15 protein-coding genes and 4 tRNA genes are annotated in these 15227 nt (G+C 39.7%); 7 read left to right on the top strand and 12 right to left on the bottom strand.

All coding sequences use genetic code 11. The features are described 5' to 3' along the window. The 8 genes from H5160_RS15890 to murB all read right to left on the bottom strand — a co-directional run. A partial coding sequence (locus H5160_RS15890) for a GTP-binding protein (RefSeq protein ID WP_033023824.1) occupies nt 1-125 on the bottom strand: 125 nt, incomplete at its 3' end. Nucleotides 126-254: 129 nt separating this feature from the next. Next, a tRNA-Thr gene (locus H5160_RS15885) sits at nt 255-330 on the bottom strand. Nucleotides 331-341: 11 nt separating this feature from the next. Next, a tRNA-Gly gene (locus H5160_RS15880) sits at nt 342-416 on the bottom strand. Nucleotides 417-460: 44 nt separating this feature from the next. Beyond that, a tRNA-Tyr gene (locus H5160_RS15875) sits at nt 461-545 on the bottom strand. A 40-nt stretch (nt 546-585) separates the two neighbouring features. After that, nucleotides 586-661, bottom strand: a tRNA-Thr gene (locus H5160_RS15870). A gap of 126 nt (nt 662-787) precedes the next feature. Next, nucleotides 788-1498 (bottom strand): type III pantothenate kinase, encoded by a 711-nt coding sequence (locus tag H5160_RS15865; RefSeq protein WP_182737951.1) that lies wholly within the window; start codon nt 1496-1498, stop codon nt 788-790. After that, a complete protein-coding gene (birA, locus tag H5160_RS15860; RefSeq protein WP_182737950.1) occupies nt 1495-2487 on the bottom strand; it encodes a bifunctional biotin--[acetyl-CoA-carboxylase] ligase/biotin operon repressor BirA in 993 nt (330 codons plus the stop codon). Before birA ends, H5160_RS15865 begins: the two co-directional genes overlap by 4 nt. Then, a complete protein-coding gene (gene murB, locus H5160_RS15855; protein WP_182737948.1) occupies nt 2487-3494 on the bottom strand; it encodes a UDP-N-acetylmuramate dehydrogenase in 1008 nt (335 codons plus the stop codon). The genes birA and murB overlap by 1 nt, the downstream gene beginning before the upstream one ends. Before the next feature lie 143 nt (nt 3495-3637). Between murB and H5160_RS15850 the strand changes: the two genes are divergently transcribed. Continuing rightward, nucleotides 3638-5479 carry a M1 family metallopeptidase gene (locus H5160_RS15850; protein WP_182675545.1) on the top strand — a complete coding sequence of 614 codons (1842 nt, stop codon included), beginning with the start codon at nt 3638-3640 and terminating at the stop codon, nt 5477-5479. A 58-nt stretch (nt 5480-5537) separates the two neighbouring features. Here the strand turns inward: H5160_RS15850 and H5160_RS15845 are convergent, their stop codons facing one another. Then, nucleotides 5538-6137 carry a DUF2057 domain-containing protein gene (locus H5160_RS15845; protein ID WP_182693370.1) on the bottom strand — a complete coding sequence of 200 codons (600 nt, stop codon included), beginning with the start codon at nt 6135-6137 and terminating at the stop codon, nt 5538-5540. Between the two features lie 92 nt (nt 6138-6229). Here H5160_RS15845 and H5160_RS15840 point away from each other — a divergent pair, with 92 nt between their 5' ends. The 3 genes from H5160_RS15840 (at nt 6230) to H5160_RS15830 (ending at nt 9797) form a co-directional block, all read left to right on the top strand. Then, nucleotides 6230-6598, top strand: a complete 369-nt coding sequence (locus H5160_RS15840; RefSeq protein WP_182737946.1) for a histidine triad nucleotide-binding protein — start codon at nt 6230-6232, stop codon at nt 6596-6598. Between the two features lie 219 nt (nt 6599-6817). Then, on the top strand, nt 6818-7474 hold the full coding sequence (locus H5160_RS15835) for a response regulator transcription factor (protein WP_004334929.1): 657 nt from the start codon (nt 6818-6820) through the stop codon (nt 7472-7474). A gap of 166 nt (nt 7475-7640) precedes the next feature. Beyond that, nucleotides 7641-9797, top strand: coding sequence for a response regulator (locus H5160_RS15830; protein ID WP_182737944.1), 2157 nt, complete (start codon nt 7641-7643; stop codon nt 9795-9797). Between the two features lie 29 nt (nt 9798-9826). On the opposite strand, the gene H5160_RS15825 is transcribed toward H5160_RS15830, so the two are convergent. The 3 genes from H5160_RS15825 to H5160_RS15815 form a co-directional block, all read right to left on the bottom strand. Continuing rightward, nucleotides 9827-11242: a mannose-1-phosphate guanylyltransferase/mannose-6-phosphate isomerase gene (locus H5160_RS15825; RefSeq protein ID WP_182696399.1), complete on the bottom strand. Its 1416-nt coding sequence runs from the start codon at nt 11240-11242 to the stop codon at nt 9827-9829. A gap of 75 nt (nt 11243-11317) precedes the next feature. Then, entirely contained in the window at nt 11318-12091 is a 774-nt protein-coding gene (locus H5160_RS15820; RefSeq protein ID WP_182716472.1) for an amidohydrolase, read from the bottom strand. Then, nucleotides 12079-13221 carry a methionine aminotransferase gene (locus H5160_RS15815; protein WP_154903835.1) on the bottom strand — a complete coding sequence of 381 codons (1143 nt, stop codon included), beginning with the start codon at nt 13219-13221 and terminating at the stop codon, nt 12079-12081. The genes H5160_RS15820 and H5160_RS15815 overlap by 13 nt, the downstream gene beginning before the upstream one ends. A 108-nt stretch (nt 13222-13329) precedes the next feature. Between H5160_RS15815 and H5160_RS15810 the strand changes: the two genes are divergently transcribed. The 3 genes from H5160_RS15810 to H5160_RS15800 are packed head-to-tail and all read left to right on the top strand — an operon-like array spanning nt 13330 to nt 15181. Next, nucleotides 13330-13959, top strand: coding sequence for a methylthioribulose 1-phosphate dehydratase (locus H5160_RS15810; RefSeq protein ID WP_004334937.1), 630 nt, complete (start codon nt 13330-13332; stop codon nt 13957-13959). After that, a complete protein-coding gene (gene mtnC / locus H5160_RS15805) occupies nt 13956-14642 on the top strand; it encodes an acireductone synthase (protein ID WP_182737942.1) in 687 nt (228 codons plus the stop codon). The genes H5160_RS15810 and mtnC overlap by 4 nt, the downstream gene beginning before the upstream one ends. Continuing rightward, nucleotides 14639-15181: an acireductone dioxygenase gene (locus H5160_RS15800; protein WP_182737940.1), complete on the top strand. Its 543-nt coding sequence runs from the start codon at nt 14639-14641 to the stop codon at nt 15179-15181. Before mtnC ends, H5160_RS15800 begins: the two co-directional genes overlap by 4 nt. The last annotated feature ends 46 nt before the right edge of the window (nt 15182-15227 follow it).

Below are 15227 nucleotides of genomic sequence, written 5' to 3'. Positions count from 1 at the left end.
CCGCCGTATACTTTTGCAAGTACGTTAGTGATTGCTGCAGTTAGTGTAGTTTTACCGTGGTCAACGTGGCCGATTGTACCAACGTTTACGTGCGGTTTTACGCGTTCAAACTTTTCTTTTGCCATGACGGAACCTATCAGTTTTGTGTATCTAAATTACATATGAAAATAATCCACCAAAGGTAGATTAAGTTAATCTTTTTCAAATAGTATTTTCTGACAGATAAAGGAAGTAATCAAGGAGATTCTTAGGACTGGTGCTGATAGGCAGAGTCGAACTGCCGACCTCACCCTTACCAAGGGTGCGCTCTACCAACTGAGCTATATCAGCAACACAAGAACTGGAGCGGGCAGCGGGAATCGAACCCGCATCATCAGCTTGGAAGGCTGAGGTAATAGCCATTATACGATGCCCGCATAAAAATCTGTTCTTAAACTACCTCTAACCGTCAAGAATAAAGTGGTGGAGGGAGCTGGATTCGAACCAGCGAAGGCTGAGCCGTCAGATTTACAGTCTGATCCCTTTGGCCGCTCGGGAACCCCTCCACGATAATTCTCTACTAATTCACTTCCGGTAAAAGGAAAGTGGTGCCGACTAACCGAGTCGAACGGTTGACCTACTGATTACAAGTCAGTTGCTCTACCAGCTGAGCTAAGTCGGCACTGCTTTAGTACGGGGCGAGATATTAGAGTAAGGTTTATTGGGATGCAACTATAAAATTAAAAAAAGTGTAAATTTTTAGTTTAAATGCTCAATATTCACGCGAAAACACGTTTTTTGCACTTTTTTATGTTGTTTTGCTTAGCTGGTGCCAGTAATTTAACCCCTTCATTACGAGTAATGAATCAAAAATACTTCCCTCAAATTGCTGTTGTAAAAGCAAGCCATAGCCACCAGCAAAAATTATTTGTACTTTTTGCTCTGTTTTTTTATCCATTAAGTGCAACTTAGCTTGCTCAATTGCTCCAATGGTTGCCACTAAAGCACCATTTTTTAAACCATTAGGCGTATTTTTACCCAGTTCATTAGTAAATAGAGTTTTACCATCATCAAAAACACGTTGAGTATTTTGTGTAAGTGATGAGGTCATTAAATCAAGCCCAGGTAAAATCCAGCCACCTAAATGCAACCCTTCACTACTAAGCACATCAATTGTTGTCGCGGTACCCGCATCAACAACAATGCATGCTGTGTTTGGATATAACGTAAATCCAGCAATAAGTGCAAGCCACCTGTCTATGCCTAAGTTAGCTACATGCTCGTAAGCGCATACAAGATCTCCAAGCGTTTTGTTTACTTTGGCTTCAAAACAAATAATATTATTGCTAGCCGCTTGTGCGAGAATATCGTTTAGTAAATCACTGCGCCCTACACATGCATAAATCACTTCGGTTATTTGTAACCAAGGCAGGTTATTTATATCTGCCGGTTGTGTTTGCTCGTTATGCCACAACACAGCTTTTAATGATGTATTTCCTACGTCGATCAATAATCTCATAATTGCGCCTTTCTAAGGGAGACTTCCCCACCGTAATAACTTTTTACTTCCCCGTCTTGGCGAATTCGTATTCCACCTTGTGCGTCAATACCTTCACATATTCCACGCCAGCTTCGGTGCCCTGTGTTTAGTTCAACATATTCACCAGCAAACGCATTGAGCGAATTCCATTGCTCATACATAGCTTGCAAACCCGTTTGACGATACTGCGCTAAACGCTGCTCTAAATGGTGAGTAAGAGAAGCCACAAGTTGGTTTTTATCGAGCTTTTGAGTATGTTGATTTAAGTCGGTCCACGCTTGGTCTATATGTTGGCTAAAGCTCTCAGGCATTTGTAAATTAATACCGATACCAATCACTAACTGACAAGGTCCTTGCGGTTGTCCATCTAATTCAACCAATACACCTGCAAGTTTTTGCTTATTTATATAAATATCGTTAGGCCACTTAAGTTCTACCTCAACTTGGTATAACGCTTTAATAGCATCATAAACAGCTAGGCCTACCGCAATTGATACGCCCATTGCAGCTTGTAAGCCGTCATCTAAACGCCAAAAGTAACTGTAATACAGATTAGCGCCAAATGGGGATTGCCAAACACGGCCGCGTCTACCACGTCCTGCTTGCTGCATTTCAGCAACAATAACAGTGCCAGACTCAAGCGTTGTTTTGGCCTGTATACGGCGCATAAGCTCGCTGTTGGTCGAATCAATAATAGGGTGTACTTCTACATCGGCAGTATTTGCACCTAGCGCTTTGTAGTGCTGATCAATTTGCGTTTTACTTAAAAGGCCCACCTGACTATTCAAACAATAGCCTTTGCCAGTCACTTTAAAAATATCCAAGCCCATTTCTTGTAACGTTTTAATATGTTTACTTACCGCAGCTCGGCTAATACCTAGCTTTTCACCCAAGGCTTGACCAGATACAAACCCTCCTTGGTTGAGTGCATTTAAAATAGCGAGTTTGTTTCCATCAGGTGCTTTCATTACTTAGGCTCCGCGTTAATATGGCATTCGCTGCGTGCATCCATTAAACGTACTTCGTGCTCTAACATAATGTTGTAACGCCTATAAACAACTTGCTGAATGTGTTTAATCATATTTATTAGGTCGCTGCCTTCACTATTTCCGTGATTAACAAGTACTAGAGCTTGTTGTTGATGCACTTCTATACCTGCCTCGCGGTGCCCTTTTAAACCACTTTGATCGATTAACCAACCTGCCGCGACCTTGTGATGACCTTGCCCATATTCGTAATGAGGTAAATCGGCAAATTGCTTTAATAGTTCAGCTAACTGCTGGTTGGTTATTATAGGGTTTTTAAAAAAGCTGCCCGCATTGGCAAGTGTATATGGGTTAGGTAATTTGCTATTACGCGTTTTTATAACCTGATCGAATACAGCTTGCGGGGTGATGCTTGAGAGCTGCTGCAAAGGGCCATAACTTAATGCTGGTTGCCATTTTTTTGGGAGCGCTAAGTGTACTTGCGTGATCACCGCTTTATTTTTAAGGGCATGTTTAAATATTGAGTCTCTGTAAGCAAATTCACATTGCTCGTTATTTAATGAATGCATAGTGTTAGTGGTTATATCAAAGTACTCTACCAACTCAACAAATTTAGCTATCTCAACGCCATAAGCACCAATGTTTTGTACCGGCGATGCGCCAACAGTGCCCGGTATAAGTGCTAAATTTTCAAGCCCGGGTATATTTTTCTCTAATAAATAGCTAACTAGTTGATGCCAGTTTTCGCCTGCGGCAATACTTATTAGTGTGTCGCTCTCGCGCTCAGTAATTTTAATACCTTTTAAAGCTATTTTTATAACCGTACCCATGTAGTCATTTAAAAATACGGTATTACTGCCCTCGCCCAGCAAACAAAACGGTGCACTAAAATTTTGCGTTTTAAGTTGCTCAAGCTGAGTAATTTCAACAAAATTTTGGCATTGGCTGTTTAATGCGAATGTATGTAAGGAGTGTAATGAATGCGCCACAAAGCTCTCTAAAAATACCGGTAACTAATCGCAATAGTTTACCTCATCGTCGCAAATGTGGCACTAGATTGTAAAAATCACTCAACCCGCCGTGTCAATCGTGATATAAAACCAGCACTTTTTTATTTGTGTTCAGAGTAATGATGAAAATTAAACCTCTTTTTTTAAGCCTCGCTATGGCGGGTATGTGTTCGCAAGCAATGGCTAATGCGATTGACCAAAACTCGTATGCTAACCTTGATGATGTTGTTACTACTCACTTAAACCTTGATTTAGATGTCGATTTTGCCGACAAGCAGTTAGAAGGTTTTGTAGAGCATACTCTTCAGTGGAACAACAGCAAAAGTAGAACTCTCGTACTTGATACCCGCGACTTAGACATTGATAAAGTAATGTACAAAGATCAAAGCGGTAACTGGAAAAAAGCGACTTTTGATTTAGCTAAGCGAGATGACGTTAAAGGTTCAAAGCTTACTATTGTGTTTAAAAACCAAGCTGAAGTAGTTCGTATTTATTACAACAGTCGTCCAGAAGCTTCAGGCCTGCAATGGTTAACACCAGAGCAAACGGCAAGTAAAACGCATCCATTTATGTACAGCCAGTCGCAAGCAATTCATGCACGTAGTTGGATCCCAGTGCAAGATACACCCGCAATGCGTGTAACTTACTCTGCACGAATTCATACACCAAAAGATATACGTGCTGTAATGAGTGCCGATAACAAAGATGCGCTTTATAAAGATGGCGACTACATTTTTGATATGCCACAAGCAATTTCACCTTACCTAATTGCTATTGGCGCAGGTAACTTAGAATTTAAAGCAATGTCGCATCAAACAGGCATATTTGCTGAACCGACAATTTTAGATGCCTCTGTTGCTGAATTTGACGACACCCAAGCCATGATCGATAAAACAAACGCGATGTACGGCGAATATGCATGGGGTCGCTACGACTTATTAATGCTACCACCAAGTTTTCCGTTTGGTGGCATGGAAAACCCACGCTTATCATTTATTACTCCAACGGTTGTTGCCGGTGATAAAAGCTTAGTTAACCTTATTGCTCATGAGCTTGCTCATTCTTGGTCAGGTAACTTAGTAACTAACGCAACGTGGGAAGATTTATGGTTAAACGAAGGTTTTACCTCGTACGTTGAAAACCGCATTATGGAAGAAGTATTTGGCCGTGACCGTGCGGTTATGGAACAAGCACTTGATTCAGCGTCTTTACGCGCACAACTTAAAACAATTGATGCACCAGATACACGCCTTAATTTAAAACTTAACGGCCGCGACCCAGACGATGCATTCAGTTCAGTGCCTTACACTAAAGGTCAATTATTTTTAATTTACCTAGAAAACAAATATGGTCGCGATAAGTTTGACCCGTTTGTAAAAGCGTACTTTAAAGAGTTTTCGTTTAAATCACTTACTACCGCGCAATTTGTTACTTACTTAAAAGCTAACTTAATTGAAAAGTATCCTGGTGTTGTAAGCATGGATAAAGTAAACGAATGGATTTTTGAACCTGGATTACCAAATGATGCGCCAAACCCTACTTCTGATGCATTTGATAAAGTAGATACTGCAACAGCAGCATGGCTAAAAGGCGACACAACTGCAGCTCAACTGCCAACAGCTGATTGGTCTGTGCATGAGTGGCTACACTTTTTAAATAACTTACCACGTGATTTAAGCCAAGAGCACATGGTAGAGCTTGACTCAGAATTTAACCTAACACAGTCAACTAATGCTGAACGTGCATTTGCTTGGTTTATGCTAGCAGTAGGAAATGGTTATCAACCAATTTACCCTGCACTTGATAAGCACTTATCAGGTATTGGCCGTCGTAAATTAATTGTCCCATTATATAAATCCCTTATCACTAACGGTAAAAAAGAGTGGGCACAAAGCGTGTACTTAAAAGCACGCCCTGGGTATCACCCTCTTGCACAAGGTACTATTGACGCATTATTTGAATAAATAGCGTTAACTAGAAACTAAAAAGGGCCAAATTTGGCCCTTTTGTTTTGCTATTTTTCTACTTTGTCACTTTTTCTAAAAAAGCTTTACGCTCTGCAGTTGTGGCTTGTTGCCACCAAAAATCAAGCATTTGCGGCGCACTTGGCATGCCTTTATCTGTAATGGGTGCTATCGGCTTTATTGGCTGACTAGGACGAGAAGGTCCTGCAGGCATTGTATTTTGCATTACCGGTTTATTGCTTGCTAGCTGCGTGTTAGAAATAACACTTAAAGGCTTAGCAACAGCGCTACTTTTTGCTTTTAAACTAACTTGTGGTGCTTCTGCAAATACTTTTGCAGATACTGCATTTTCAGCACGATTAAACACTAAGGTATAATCTTTACCTGCTTCAACAGTTACACTTACCCAAAATGGTTCCGACTCCACAACTTCATGCGTGTCATAATCATCTTCATATAAATCAGTATATTTTAGCCTAAGCTGGTAAGTTCCTGGCGCAAGCTCTACATCATCAATACGGCTAAACAAAGAGCTTTCTAGCATTTTATCGCCCACTTGTAGTGGTACAATTTCTTCTGGAAAGTGAATATTTTCAGCATTAGCCGAAAAACTAAGTAGTAATGCAACTGCACTACTTATTAAAATTGGTTTAAGCATATTAACTCCTTTATCTGATTTCAGTTTGACACTGCTTTGAAAGTTTGTCATTAGTGAGCTTAAAATTCATAACACTAAATTAGGAACACACTATGAACCAAGAGACTATTTTTACCAAAATAATTAATCGTGAAATTCCGGCCGACATTGTCTACGAAGATGAAGACACCCTCGCATTTAAAGATATAAATCCACAAGCGCCATTTCATGTGTTAATTATCCCCAAAAAAGCAATTGCTACTATAAATGATATAAATCCTGAAAACTCACATTTAGTAGGCAATTTATACGTTGTTGCGGCAAAATTAGCTAAGCAGCACAATTTTGCTGAGGACGGATACCGCGTGGTCATGAACTGTAACGAACATGGTGGACAAACCGTTTATCACATACATTTACATATGCTTGGCGGTAAAGAAATGGGATGGCCACCTTACCAAAATGTAAAAAAAGTAAATTAATTAAAAATTTTTATCTAACTATTCTGCTCAACCAATTAGTTACAAATGTTATGATTTTTCATGGTTATAAAGAATAAATAGTTACTTATTTGCAACATTTTATGTTTAAATAATCGTAAAATCGTATTTGTTATTGAGTGCTTCAGCGACTTTCTAATACAAAAGGTGCGGAAGTCGTGATAAACTTAAACAGTCAGCTTTATAAAAGAGTATAAAAACATGAGCAGTTCAGCCTTTTTGTTATTAGATCAAGAGCCAATTAACACTATTGGTATTAACGTTTTAGAACCTTTGTTAAAAACGCAAGGCCTTGACGTAACCACGGGTACTAATATTTTAGATATACCTGAAGGGACTCGACTTTTGTTTATCGAAACATCTAGCAAGGATGCATGGGGAAAACTAAAAGAACAACTAGTAAACCTACGTATTAAATGCGATATCATATTATTTAATCTAGACGAAAACCCTGAGCTTGCTAATCGTGCATTGTTGAGCGGTATTCGTGGCGTATTTTACACAACAGATAACGCCGATGTATTAATGAAAGGTATTCGTTTACTACTTGAAGATCAGCTTTGGTACCGTCGCGATATTATGTGTAATGCATTAAATCGCATGCTGCAATTTAATAAAGATGCGCTGCATAAACTAACCGAAGGCGATATTGAGCCTGTTAAACTTACTAAGCGAGAAAAAGCAATAATCTCATTAATGAGTAAAGGTTCGAAGAATAAAGAAATCGCAGAAGATTTAAGTATCAGTCCACACACAGTTAAAACACATTTATATAGCGCATTTAGAAAAACTAAATGTCGTAACCGTATTGAGCTCCTATCTTGGGCACAACAAAATATCCCTGATGAAATTCGTTAATCATATATTTAGTTTAAAATTAAAAACAGACACTTAGGTGTCTGTTTTTGTATGTGTTACACACTTATTTAATACCTATTTGCTTGCCTAAGTAATCTGTTTTGATAATTGGTATAAGTGTATACTTTTGATAATCTTAGTTTAAAACTACTTTGCTGGAATATTAATGCTCAACTCTTTCACTCTTTATTTTGCCAGCATTGCCATCATGGTTGTAATGACCTTACTTAACTTTTTAACATGGCGAACAAACAAACAAATATCGGGCACGCTGCTATGCATTTTCTATCCTATATTGCTATTAGGCTCTGTTATTGGTTTTACGCTTGTTGGTGATACACATAACTTAGTAATTATTAGCGCTGCCAGTAGCATGATGTTTGCCGCATCAATAGTGCATTGTTTATCGCTCAGTCAGTTTTTAAATTATCACGGCATTGGTTTTAAATTACTTTGCTCAGTGACCGCTTTTTGCACTGTAATGCTTGGCTATTACACCTTTTTTGACCCATCTTTACACGAAAGAGTGATTGCATCCGATATACAGCACATAGCAGAAGCCGGCTTTTTACTCTTTATATTTATTAAGTACGCGCGCAAACCCTACCCTAATGGCAGCATTGTATACATAACCATTTTAACGCTTGTTGCTTTGAGCTTTATCGGCCGCTCGTTATTTATGGATAACATTGAACAAAAAAATCTTTTAGTAAACGGCTGGTTTAGCTCTTTATTATTTTTAAATGGGGTAATTGCGCCCATGTTTTATGCTTCAGGTATGGCGTTATTATGTAATGAGCGCAGAGAACAGCACCTCAATAAACTCGCCGATAAAGCACAAAAAGATTTAGAAATACGCGGGCTCTTTTTATCAACAATAAGCCACGAAATTCGCACCCCACTAAACGGTATTTTAGGCAGCGCCCAACTTGTTATGAACCAAACAAGTGATACCCGCAATAAAGCCTATTGCGAGGCAATTATAAATTCTGCCGAATCACTTAACTTGTTGGTAGATAAGGTCCTTGATTACGCGAGCCTAGATCAGAGTGACGAAGCGCTTTACGAAGAAGATGTAGAATTTAAAACATGGCTTAATAATTTATGTTTATTACTAAGCCCAATGGCCGAGCAAAAGCAGCTAAAATTTGAGCTTATCTATAATATTCCTGAGCAAGCCTGTTATTACTGCGACCAACAAAAACTTAGACAAATAATTATTAATTTAGTCGGTAACGCTATTAAATTTACAGATCACGGAACCGTTAAAATTCAGGTTGATTTAGTATTAGAAAAACAACTTGAGCACACGATAAAAATTAGTGTCAAAGATTCAGGACCAGGTATAGAAAATGACGAGATAGCCTACTTAACAGAACCTTATGTACAAAGTAGCGCAGGAAAAGAAAAAGGCGGAACCGGCCTTGGTTTAGCTATTACTAGCCGCCTGCTTGAAAAGCTCAGTAGCCGACTCGAAATAGCCAGCCAGCTTGGTACTGGTAGTGTATTTAGCTTTACCGTTACTTTTACTTTAGGTGAATTAAGCCTTGTAGAGCAGCGCCATCAAACTAAAGATTACTTAACAGGTCTTGATGTATTACTGGTTGAAGATTTAGATTTAAATCAAAAAATTGCTATAGAATTTATGGCCGACGATGAGCACAAAATTAAGCTCGCAAAAGATGGGAAAAGTGCCATAGAGCTCATGCAAGCTCACCACTTCGATGTTGTTTTGCTTGATATGAACCTACCTGATTTAACAGGCCAAGAAGTACTTAAACGTCTAAAACGCATTGATCATAAAAATCAACGAACGCCAGTACTCGCATTTACTGCAAGCCTTAGCCCTGACGAAGTAAAAGAGTATTTAAAATTAGGAATAAAAGACATTGTAGGCAAGCCTATTAAGCATGAAAAGCTTCGCCAAGCACTTAGTGACTCTCAATCTAATCAAGCTGCGAGCATTGCAGTAGAGCTTATTGATACCTTGTATGACAAAACAGCGGCCGAAACACTCACCAGCTCATTTAGTGAAGATGAAGTGTCTTCAATTTATAATGAATTTGTGCTTTCAGCCCGCAACAAGCTAATTCGCTGTCAAAAGCTTATTGACCAACAACCAGAGCAATGCATTAAGCTTTTACATCGCCAAGCAAGTACCGCTCTGCAATTAGGGTTTAACCGCTACGGCATTGAGCTTAAAAAAATAGAGCGCCGTTTACTCGATAAAAAGCCACATCACGACATGCTTGATGAAGCGTTAGAACTGTGGCAACGCAGCTTAGAGCAATATTTAAAGTTTGTGCGTGGGCAGTTAGAGTAATAGTGAATTAGCTTTAAAAAAGCTAATGATTAACCCCTTCCATATTTATCATCAAATCGCTCTATATCGCTTTCATCAAGTACAGTACCGGTTTGCACTTCAATGACAATTAACGGGTCTTTTTGATTATTAGCCAAACTATGAATTTGCTTAGCCGCGATATAACACGATTGGTCATGCGTTAGCGTATACGCTTGCTCATTAATACACACATCTGCAATACCCGAAACCACAACCCAATGTTCAGCACGATGCTGATGGCGCTGCGTCGAAAGCTTAGCACCGCTGTTAACAGTAATTTTTTTAACTTTAAAGCCAGTGCCTTCAACCAAAGTACGGTAATTCCCCCATGGGCGAAAAACCACTTGATGATGGTTAAGTTTATCAGCCTGTGTGGTAGCAATTTGCTTAAGCAACAAAGGCAGAGAATCTAGCTCATTTTGGTTTGCAATTAACGTGGCATCATGAGTATGAATAATTGCTAAATTGCTAACTCCAAGCGTAGCAATAGTGTGTTCAGCCTCGTTAATAACTAAGTTATTAGTGCTTTTTTGAGCCATATAATTAGCATTTAAGCTATTACCGTTTTCATCTTTTTTTGTAAGCGCATCAAGGGATGAAAAACTACCTACATCACTCCATTTTAAATCAACAGGCATAACAACTACGTTATTACTGCGCTCTAAAATGGCGTAATCAATTGAATCGCTTGGGCAGTGTTCAAGCGCACTGTTGCTTGGGCGGGTAAACCCTAAATCTTTAGTAAATTGCGCCGCTGCAGCGACACTCGTTGCTATTTTTGGCGCAAACCGTTCGAGCTCTTTTAAATAGGCTGCAGGGGTAAATAAAAACATGCCGCTATTCCAGCTATAACCACCTTGAGCTAAATAGCGGTTCGCTGTATCTACGTCAGGCTTTTCTTTAAATTGTGCAACATCGTAACAACCCGTTCCAACAATAGCCGCGCCTTGTTTTATATAGCCATAACCGTTATGAGGCTCTGTAGGAGTAATAGAAAATGTCACTAGCTTTCCTTGCTCAGCAAGTTTTACAGCTTCAGGGAGCTTAGCCGTTAATACATCAAAGTTTTTAATATGATGATCGGCAGGCATCACTAATAGCGGGCCGGTAATCCCATTTTGCAGCGCATAGTGGGCGGCTAATGCGATGGCAGGCGCGGTATTTTTACCTTTAGGTTCGAGTAATAATGCAGTAGGAATTGAGCTTTCAGCCTGCTCGGCGGCAATAAATCGGTGCTGCTCGTTACACACTAAAATAGCATTATCAAACAACTCATTAGAAACACGCGCCAACGTACTTTGTAGCAATGACATGTTTTCATTTAGTAGTGGTAAAAATTGTTTAGGCATTGCTTGGCGAGAAAGCGGCCACAAGCGAGAGCCTATGCCACCTGCTAAAATTACAGGAGTGATTAAAGTGTTCATAATGTACATTAGCCGCCAACAAAAATATCAGCGACTATTTTAACACTTTATTGGCTCTGCGCTAAATTAACGTGTTTATATTAATGTAAAAGAGTCTGCATCTAAATAGGCAGGAAACGCTGCTTTAAACTCATCCAGTGGCGCTTTTTCAAGCGTGATAGTAACTAGTTGCTCAGTGTTATCTTGCGCTTTAGTTAACGCATCGCCTTTGAAGTCGTATACTGCCGTACCGCCATTGTGCGCCACACCATTACCGTCTTCCCCCACGCGATTAACACCTACTACGTAACACAGGTTTTCCATTGCACGCGCCATAAGTAACGTATCCCAAATATGGCGGCGTACAGCAGGCCAATTTGCTACGTTTATCATTACATCGTAGTCGTTATTATTACGTTGAAATACCGGAAAGCGCAGGTCATAGCATACTTGCGGTAATAGTTTAAAACCATTGATTTCAAAAACTTTGCGCGCTTGCCCTGCTACAACATAATCGCCCTCGCTGCCTAAGCGAAATAAATGGCGCTTATCGTAATAACTCACCTCACCATCGGGTTTTACCCAATAAAACCGATTCGCTTTTTTATCGCCTTGTGCAACAAGTACCGAACCCGCAATAACCGCATCATGTTTATGAGCCTGCGCCTTTAACCACGTCAGTACTTTACCGTTTTCAGGCTCTGCACAATCTAAATTAATGGCAAAGCCAGTCGAGAATGTTTCGGGCAGTAAAATAAGATCGGGCTGATGCGTAATTGCTTCAAGCTGCTTATTAAACATGGCTAAATTAGCATCTTTATCAAGCCAATAAAGCGAGCTTTGCAATGCTGTAATGGTTAAAGTTGACATAATATTTGCGCAGCCTCTATGAGAGTGTTGTCGTTTTTAGCAAAGCATAAACGAATTACTTTGTCGGTTGGTGGATTTTGATAAAAAACACTTAACGGAATAGCCGCAACACCGGCTTGCTCAACTAACCAATGGCAAAATTCAACATCGTTTAAATCCGATACATCGCTGTAATCTAACAATAAAAAGTAAGTGCCTTGGCTAGGTAAAATTTTAAAACGGCTGTTACTTAAATGACTCGCTAATAAGTCGCGCTTTTGCTGATAAAACCCGCTTAGCTCATCTATATGCTCACCTTGCTGCTCGAGCATATCGGCAAGCGCATGCTGTGCGGGGGTAAAACTTGAAAACGTAACGTACTGATGAATTTTTCTAAATTCGACAGCTAAATCGGCAGGTGCAATACAGTAACCCATTTTCCAGCCCGTGCTGTGAAACGTTTTACCAAAACTCGATACAACAAAGCTTTTGGCAAATAATTCATCATCGCGTAATACGCTTAAATGCGGTTGTTCATCAAACGTAATGTGCTCATATACCTCATCGCTTATTACATACAAATTGTGAGTACCAACTAACTCTTTAAGCGCTTTTATATCTTGTGGCTGTAATATTTTACCGCTTGGGTTATGAGGCGTATTTATAATAATTGCACGGGTATTTTTAGTAATTGCTTGGCTTACTACTTGCCAATCAATGGTGTAATTTGGCGCACTTAAAACAATGTGTACCGACTTTCCACCAGCGAGTTCAATTGCCGGTTGGTAAGAGTCATATGCAGGGTCAAATACAATCACTTCATCACTGGGGCGCACAATTGTTTGAATAGCCACAAACAATGCCTCTGTTGCACCCGAGGTAACAGTCACTTGATCAGCTGCGTTTATATCAGCTGCATATTTGCGCTTTGCTAAATCAGCAATTTGTTGCTGTAATCGTGGTACACCACTTGAAGGTGAATATTGATTAACGCCCTGCTGCACATAATAATTTAACTGCGTTTTTAAAAGATCAGGAGCATCAAACTCAGGAAAGCCTTGAGAGAGATTAATTGCCGAAAACTCATTAGCCAACCCGCTCATTTGGCTAAATATACTAACGCCTAAATTTGGTAATTTACTTTCAAACACGTGATGCCCTTAATGATGGTTTTGCGCTTAAAGCGATGCTATCATTGCTTAAAACAGAAGTATAGCCGTCTAAAAACAATTAACTTTACGCTCATTAGTGAGGAATGTATGCAAAACAATACCGCTATTTCACAACTTATTGAAGCCGGAAAATGGGTTAGCCAAAAAGGCTGGGTACCCGCAACAGGCGGAAACTTTTCAGCTCGTACTAGCACTGGCTTTGTTGTTACAGCTAGTGGGCACGATAAAGGCTCACTGACGCAAGAGCATTTTTTGCAATTAGATCATCAAGGCGAGCGCCTAGCAGGAGCTGTAAAACCATCGGCAGAAACACAATTACATCTAAGTTTGTATCAGCTTATACCTGATGCGCAGTGTGTTTTGCATACTCACTCTGTAGCCGCTACCGTACTGTCGCAAATTACCCAAGGGCATCAGCTTGATTTAACAGGCTATGAAATGCAAAAAGCACTGAGCGGCTTTACTTCGCATTTAGAAACGCTGAGCATTCCTATTTTCGATAACGATCAAGATATTGACCGATTAAGCCTACTGGTCAGTGACCATCATTTACACACGCCTATAGAGCATGGCGTACTGATACGTGGTCATGGTTTATATGCAGTAGGACGTAATATTGATGAAGTTCGTCGCCACCTAGAAGCCTTAGAGTTTTTATTTAGCTGCGAACTAGAGCGCCTAAAAATAATAGGTATTCAAGCGGGAGTAACTAAATGATTAAAGCCATTTTAACCGACATCGAAGGCACAATAACCCGTATCTCGTTTGTTAAAGAGGTGTTGTTTCCTTACGCAGCAAAACAGTTACCTACCTTTGTACGTGCCAATGCTAATAAGCCAGATGTAGCTGAGCAAATTAGTGCCGTAAAAGCCCTTATCGAAAAACCAAACGCCGATATTGAAGAGGTCATTAGCACTTTACTTACCTGGATTGATGAAGATAAAAAAATCACTCCACTTAAGCAGTTACAAGGCTTAATTTGGCAAACAGGGTATGAACACGGTGATTTTAAGGGTCATTTATACCCAGATGCATTTGATTTTTTACAAGCTCAGTACAACAACGATATAGCTTTATATGTGTACTCGTCAGGATCAGTAAAAGCGCAGCAGCTACTTTTTAAATACAGTGATTATGGTGACATTCGCAGCTTGTTTACTGACTTTTTTGACACCAAAGTTGGCGCAAAACAAGAGCAAATAGCCTATAACACCATTGTTGAGCTGTTACCGTTTAAAGCAGCAGAAATACTCTTTTTAAGTGATGTAGCCGGCGAGCTTGATGCCGCGCAAGCTGCAGGCTTAAAAACACTACATTTAATTCGTGATGGGCAAGCAAGCACTAAAGCACACCCTTATATTAATGACTTTAGACAATTTAAATTGGAGCAATTAGTATGAGTCAATTAACAATATATGCTGACAACGATGCAAGCAAAGCACTTGTAAGCACATCAAATGCTGATGATATTGCAAAGCAACTAGCTAAAGTAAACGTACGTTTTGAACAATGGCAAGCAAATGCAAATATTAATGAGCACACCACCCACGAGCAAATTATTAGTGCGTACAAAAACGATATAGATCGGTTAAAAACCGAAAATGGCTATCAAACAGTAGACGTTATATCTCTAGCTAAAGGTAATCTTGGCGCATCAGAGCTGCGCAAAAAGTTTTTATTTGAACATACTCATAGTGAAGACGAAGTGCGTTTTTTTGTAAAAGGCCAAGGGCTATTTTGCCTGCATTTAGGCAATAAGGTTTACCAGGTACTTTGCCAACAAGGCGATTTAATTTCAGTGCCTGAACTTACACCGCATTGGTTTGATATGGGAAGCGATCCTGAGTTTACTGCCATTCGCTTATTTAACAATACAGAAGGCTGGGTGGCAAAAAGCACTGCCTCGTCTATTGCAGAGCAATTTCCGCTATTATCGTAAGTTATTCATTCAAAACCTTGGTCCACACTAATAAACATAACGTGGA

The organism is Pseudoalteromonas sp. SG43-4 (assembly GCF_014164325.1).
Classification (GTDB): Bacteria; Pseudomonadota; Gammaproteobacteria; order Enterobacterales; family Alteromonadaceae; genus Pseudoalteromonas; species Pseudoalteromonas distincta.
The sequence above is the reverse complement of the archived record's forward strand: the minus strand, read 5'-3'. Positions and strand labels throughout refer to the sequence as shown.

What these genes read in the sequence shown, in the direction of transcription:
- H5160_RS15865 (WP_182737951.1), bottom strand. Translation starts at nt 1,498, where the DNA reads ATGAGATTATTGATCGACGTAGGAAATACATCATTAAAAGCTGTGTTG.
- birA (WP_182737950.1), bottom strand. Translation starts at nt 2,487, where the DNA reads ATGAAAGCACCTGATGGAAACAAACTCGCTATTTTAAATGCACTCAAC.
- H5160_RS15850 (WP_182675545.1), top strand. Translation starts at nt 3,638, where the DNA reads ATGAAAATTAAACCTCTTTTTTTAAGCCTCGCTATGGCGGGTATGTGT.
- H5160_RS15845 (WP_182693370.1), bottom strand. Translation starts at nt 6,137, where the DNA reads ATGCTTAAACCAATTTTAATAAGTAGTGCAGTTGCATTACTACTTAGT.
- H5160_RS15840 (WP_182737946.1), top strand. Translation starts at nt 6,230, where the DNA reads ATGAACCAAGAGACTATTTTTACCAAAATAATTAATCGTGAAATTCCG.
- H5160_RS15835 (WP_004334929.1), top strand. Translation starts at nt 6,818, where the DNA reads ATGAGCAGTTCAGCCTTTTTGTTATTAGATCAAGAGCCAATTAACACT.
- H5160_RS15830 (WP_182737944.1), top strand. Translation starts at nt 7,641, where the DNA reads ATGCTCAACTCTTTCACTCTTTATTTTGCCAGCATTGCCATCATGGTT.
- H5160_RS15825 (WP_182696399.1), bottom strand. Translation starts at nt 11,242, where the DNA reads ATGAACACTTTAATCACTCCTGTAATTTTAGCAGGTGGCATAGGCTCT.
- H5160_RS15820 (WP_182716472.1), bottom strand. Translation starts at nt 12,091, where the DNA reads ATGTCAACTTTAACCATTACAGCATTGCAAAGCTCGCTTTATTGGCTT.
- H5160_RS15810 (WP_004334937.1), top strand. Translation starts at nt 13,330, where the DNA reads ATGCAAAACAATACCGCTATTTCACAACTTATTGAAGCCGGAAAATGG.
- mtnC (WP_182737942.1), top strand. Translation starts at nt 13,956, where the DNA reads ATGATTAAAGCCATTTTAACCGACATCGAAGGCACAATAACCCGTATC.
- H5160_RS15800 (WP_182737940.1), top strand. Translation starts at nt 14,639, where the DNA reads ATGAGTCAATTAACAATATATGCTGACAACGATGCAAGCAAAGCACTT.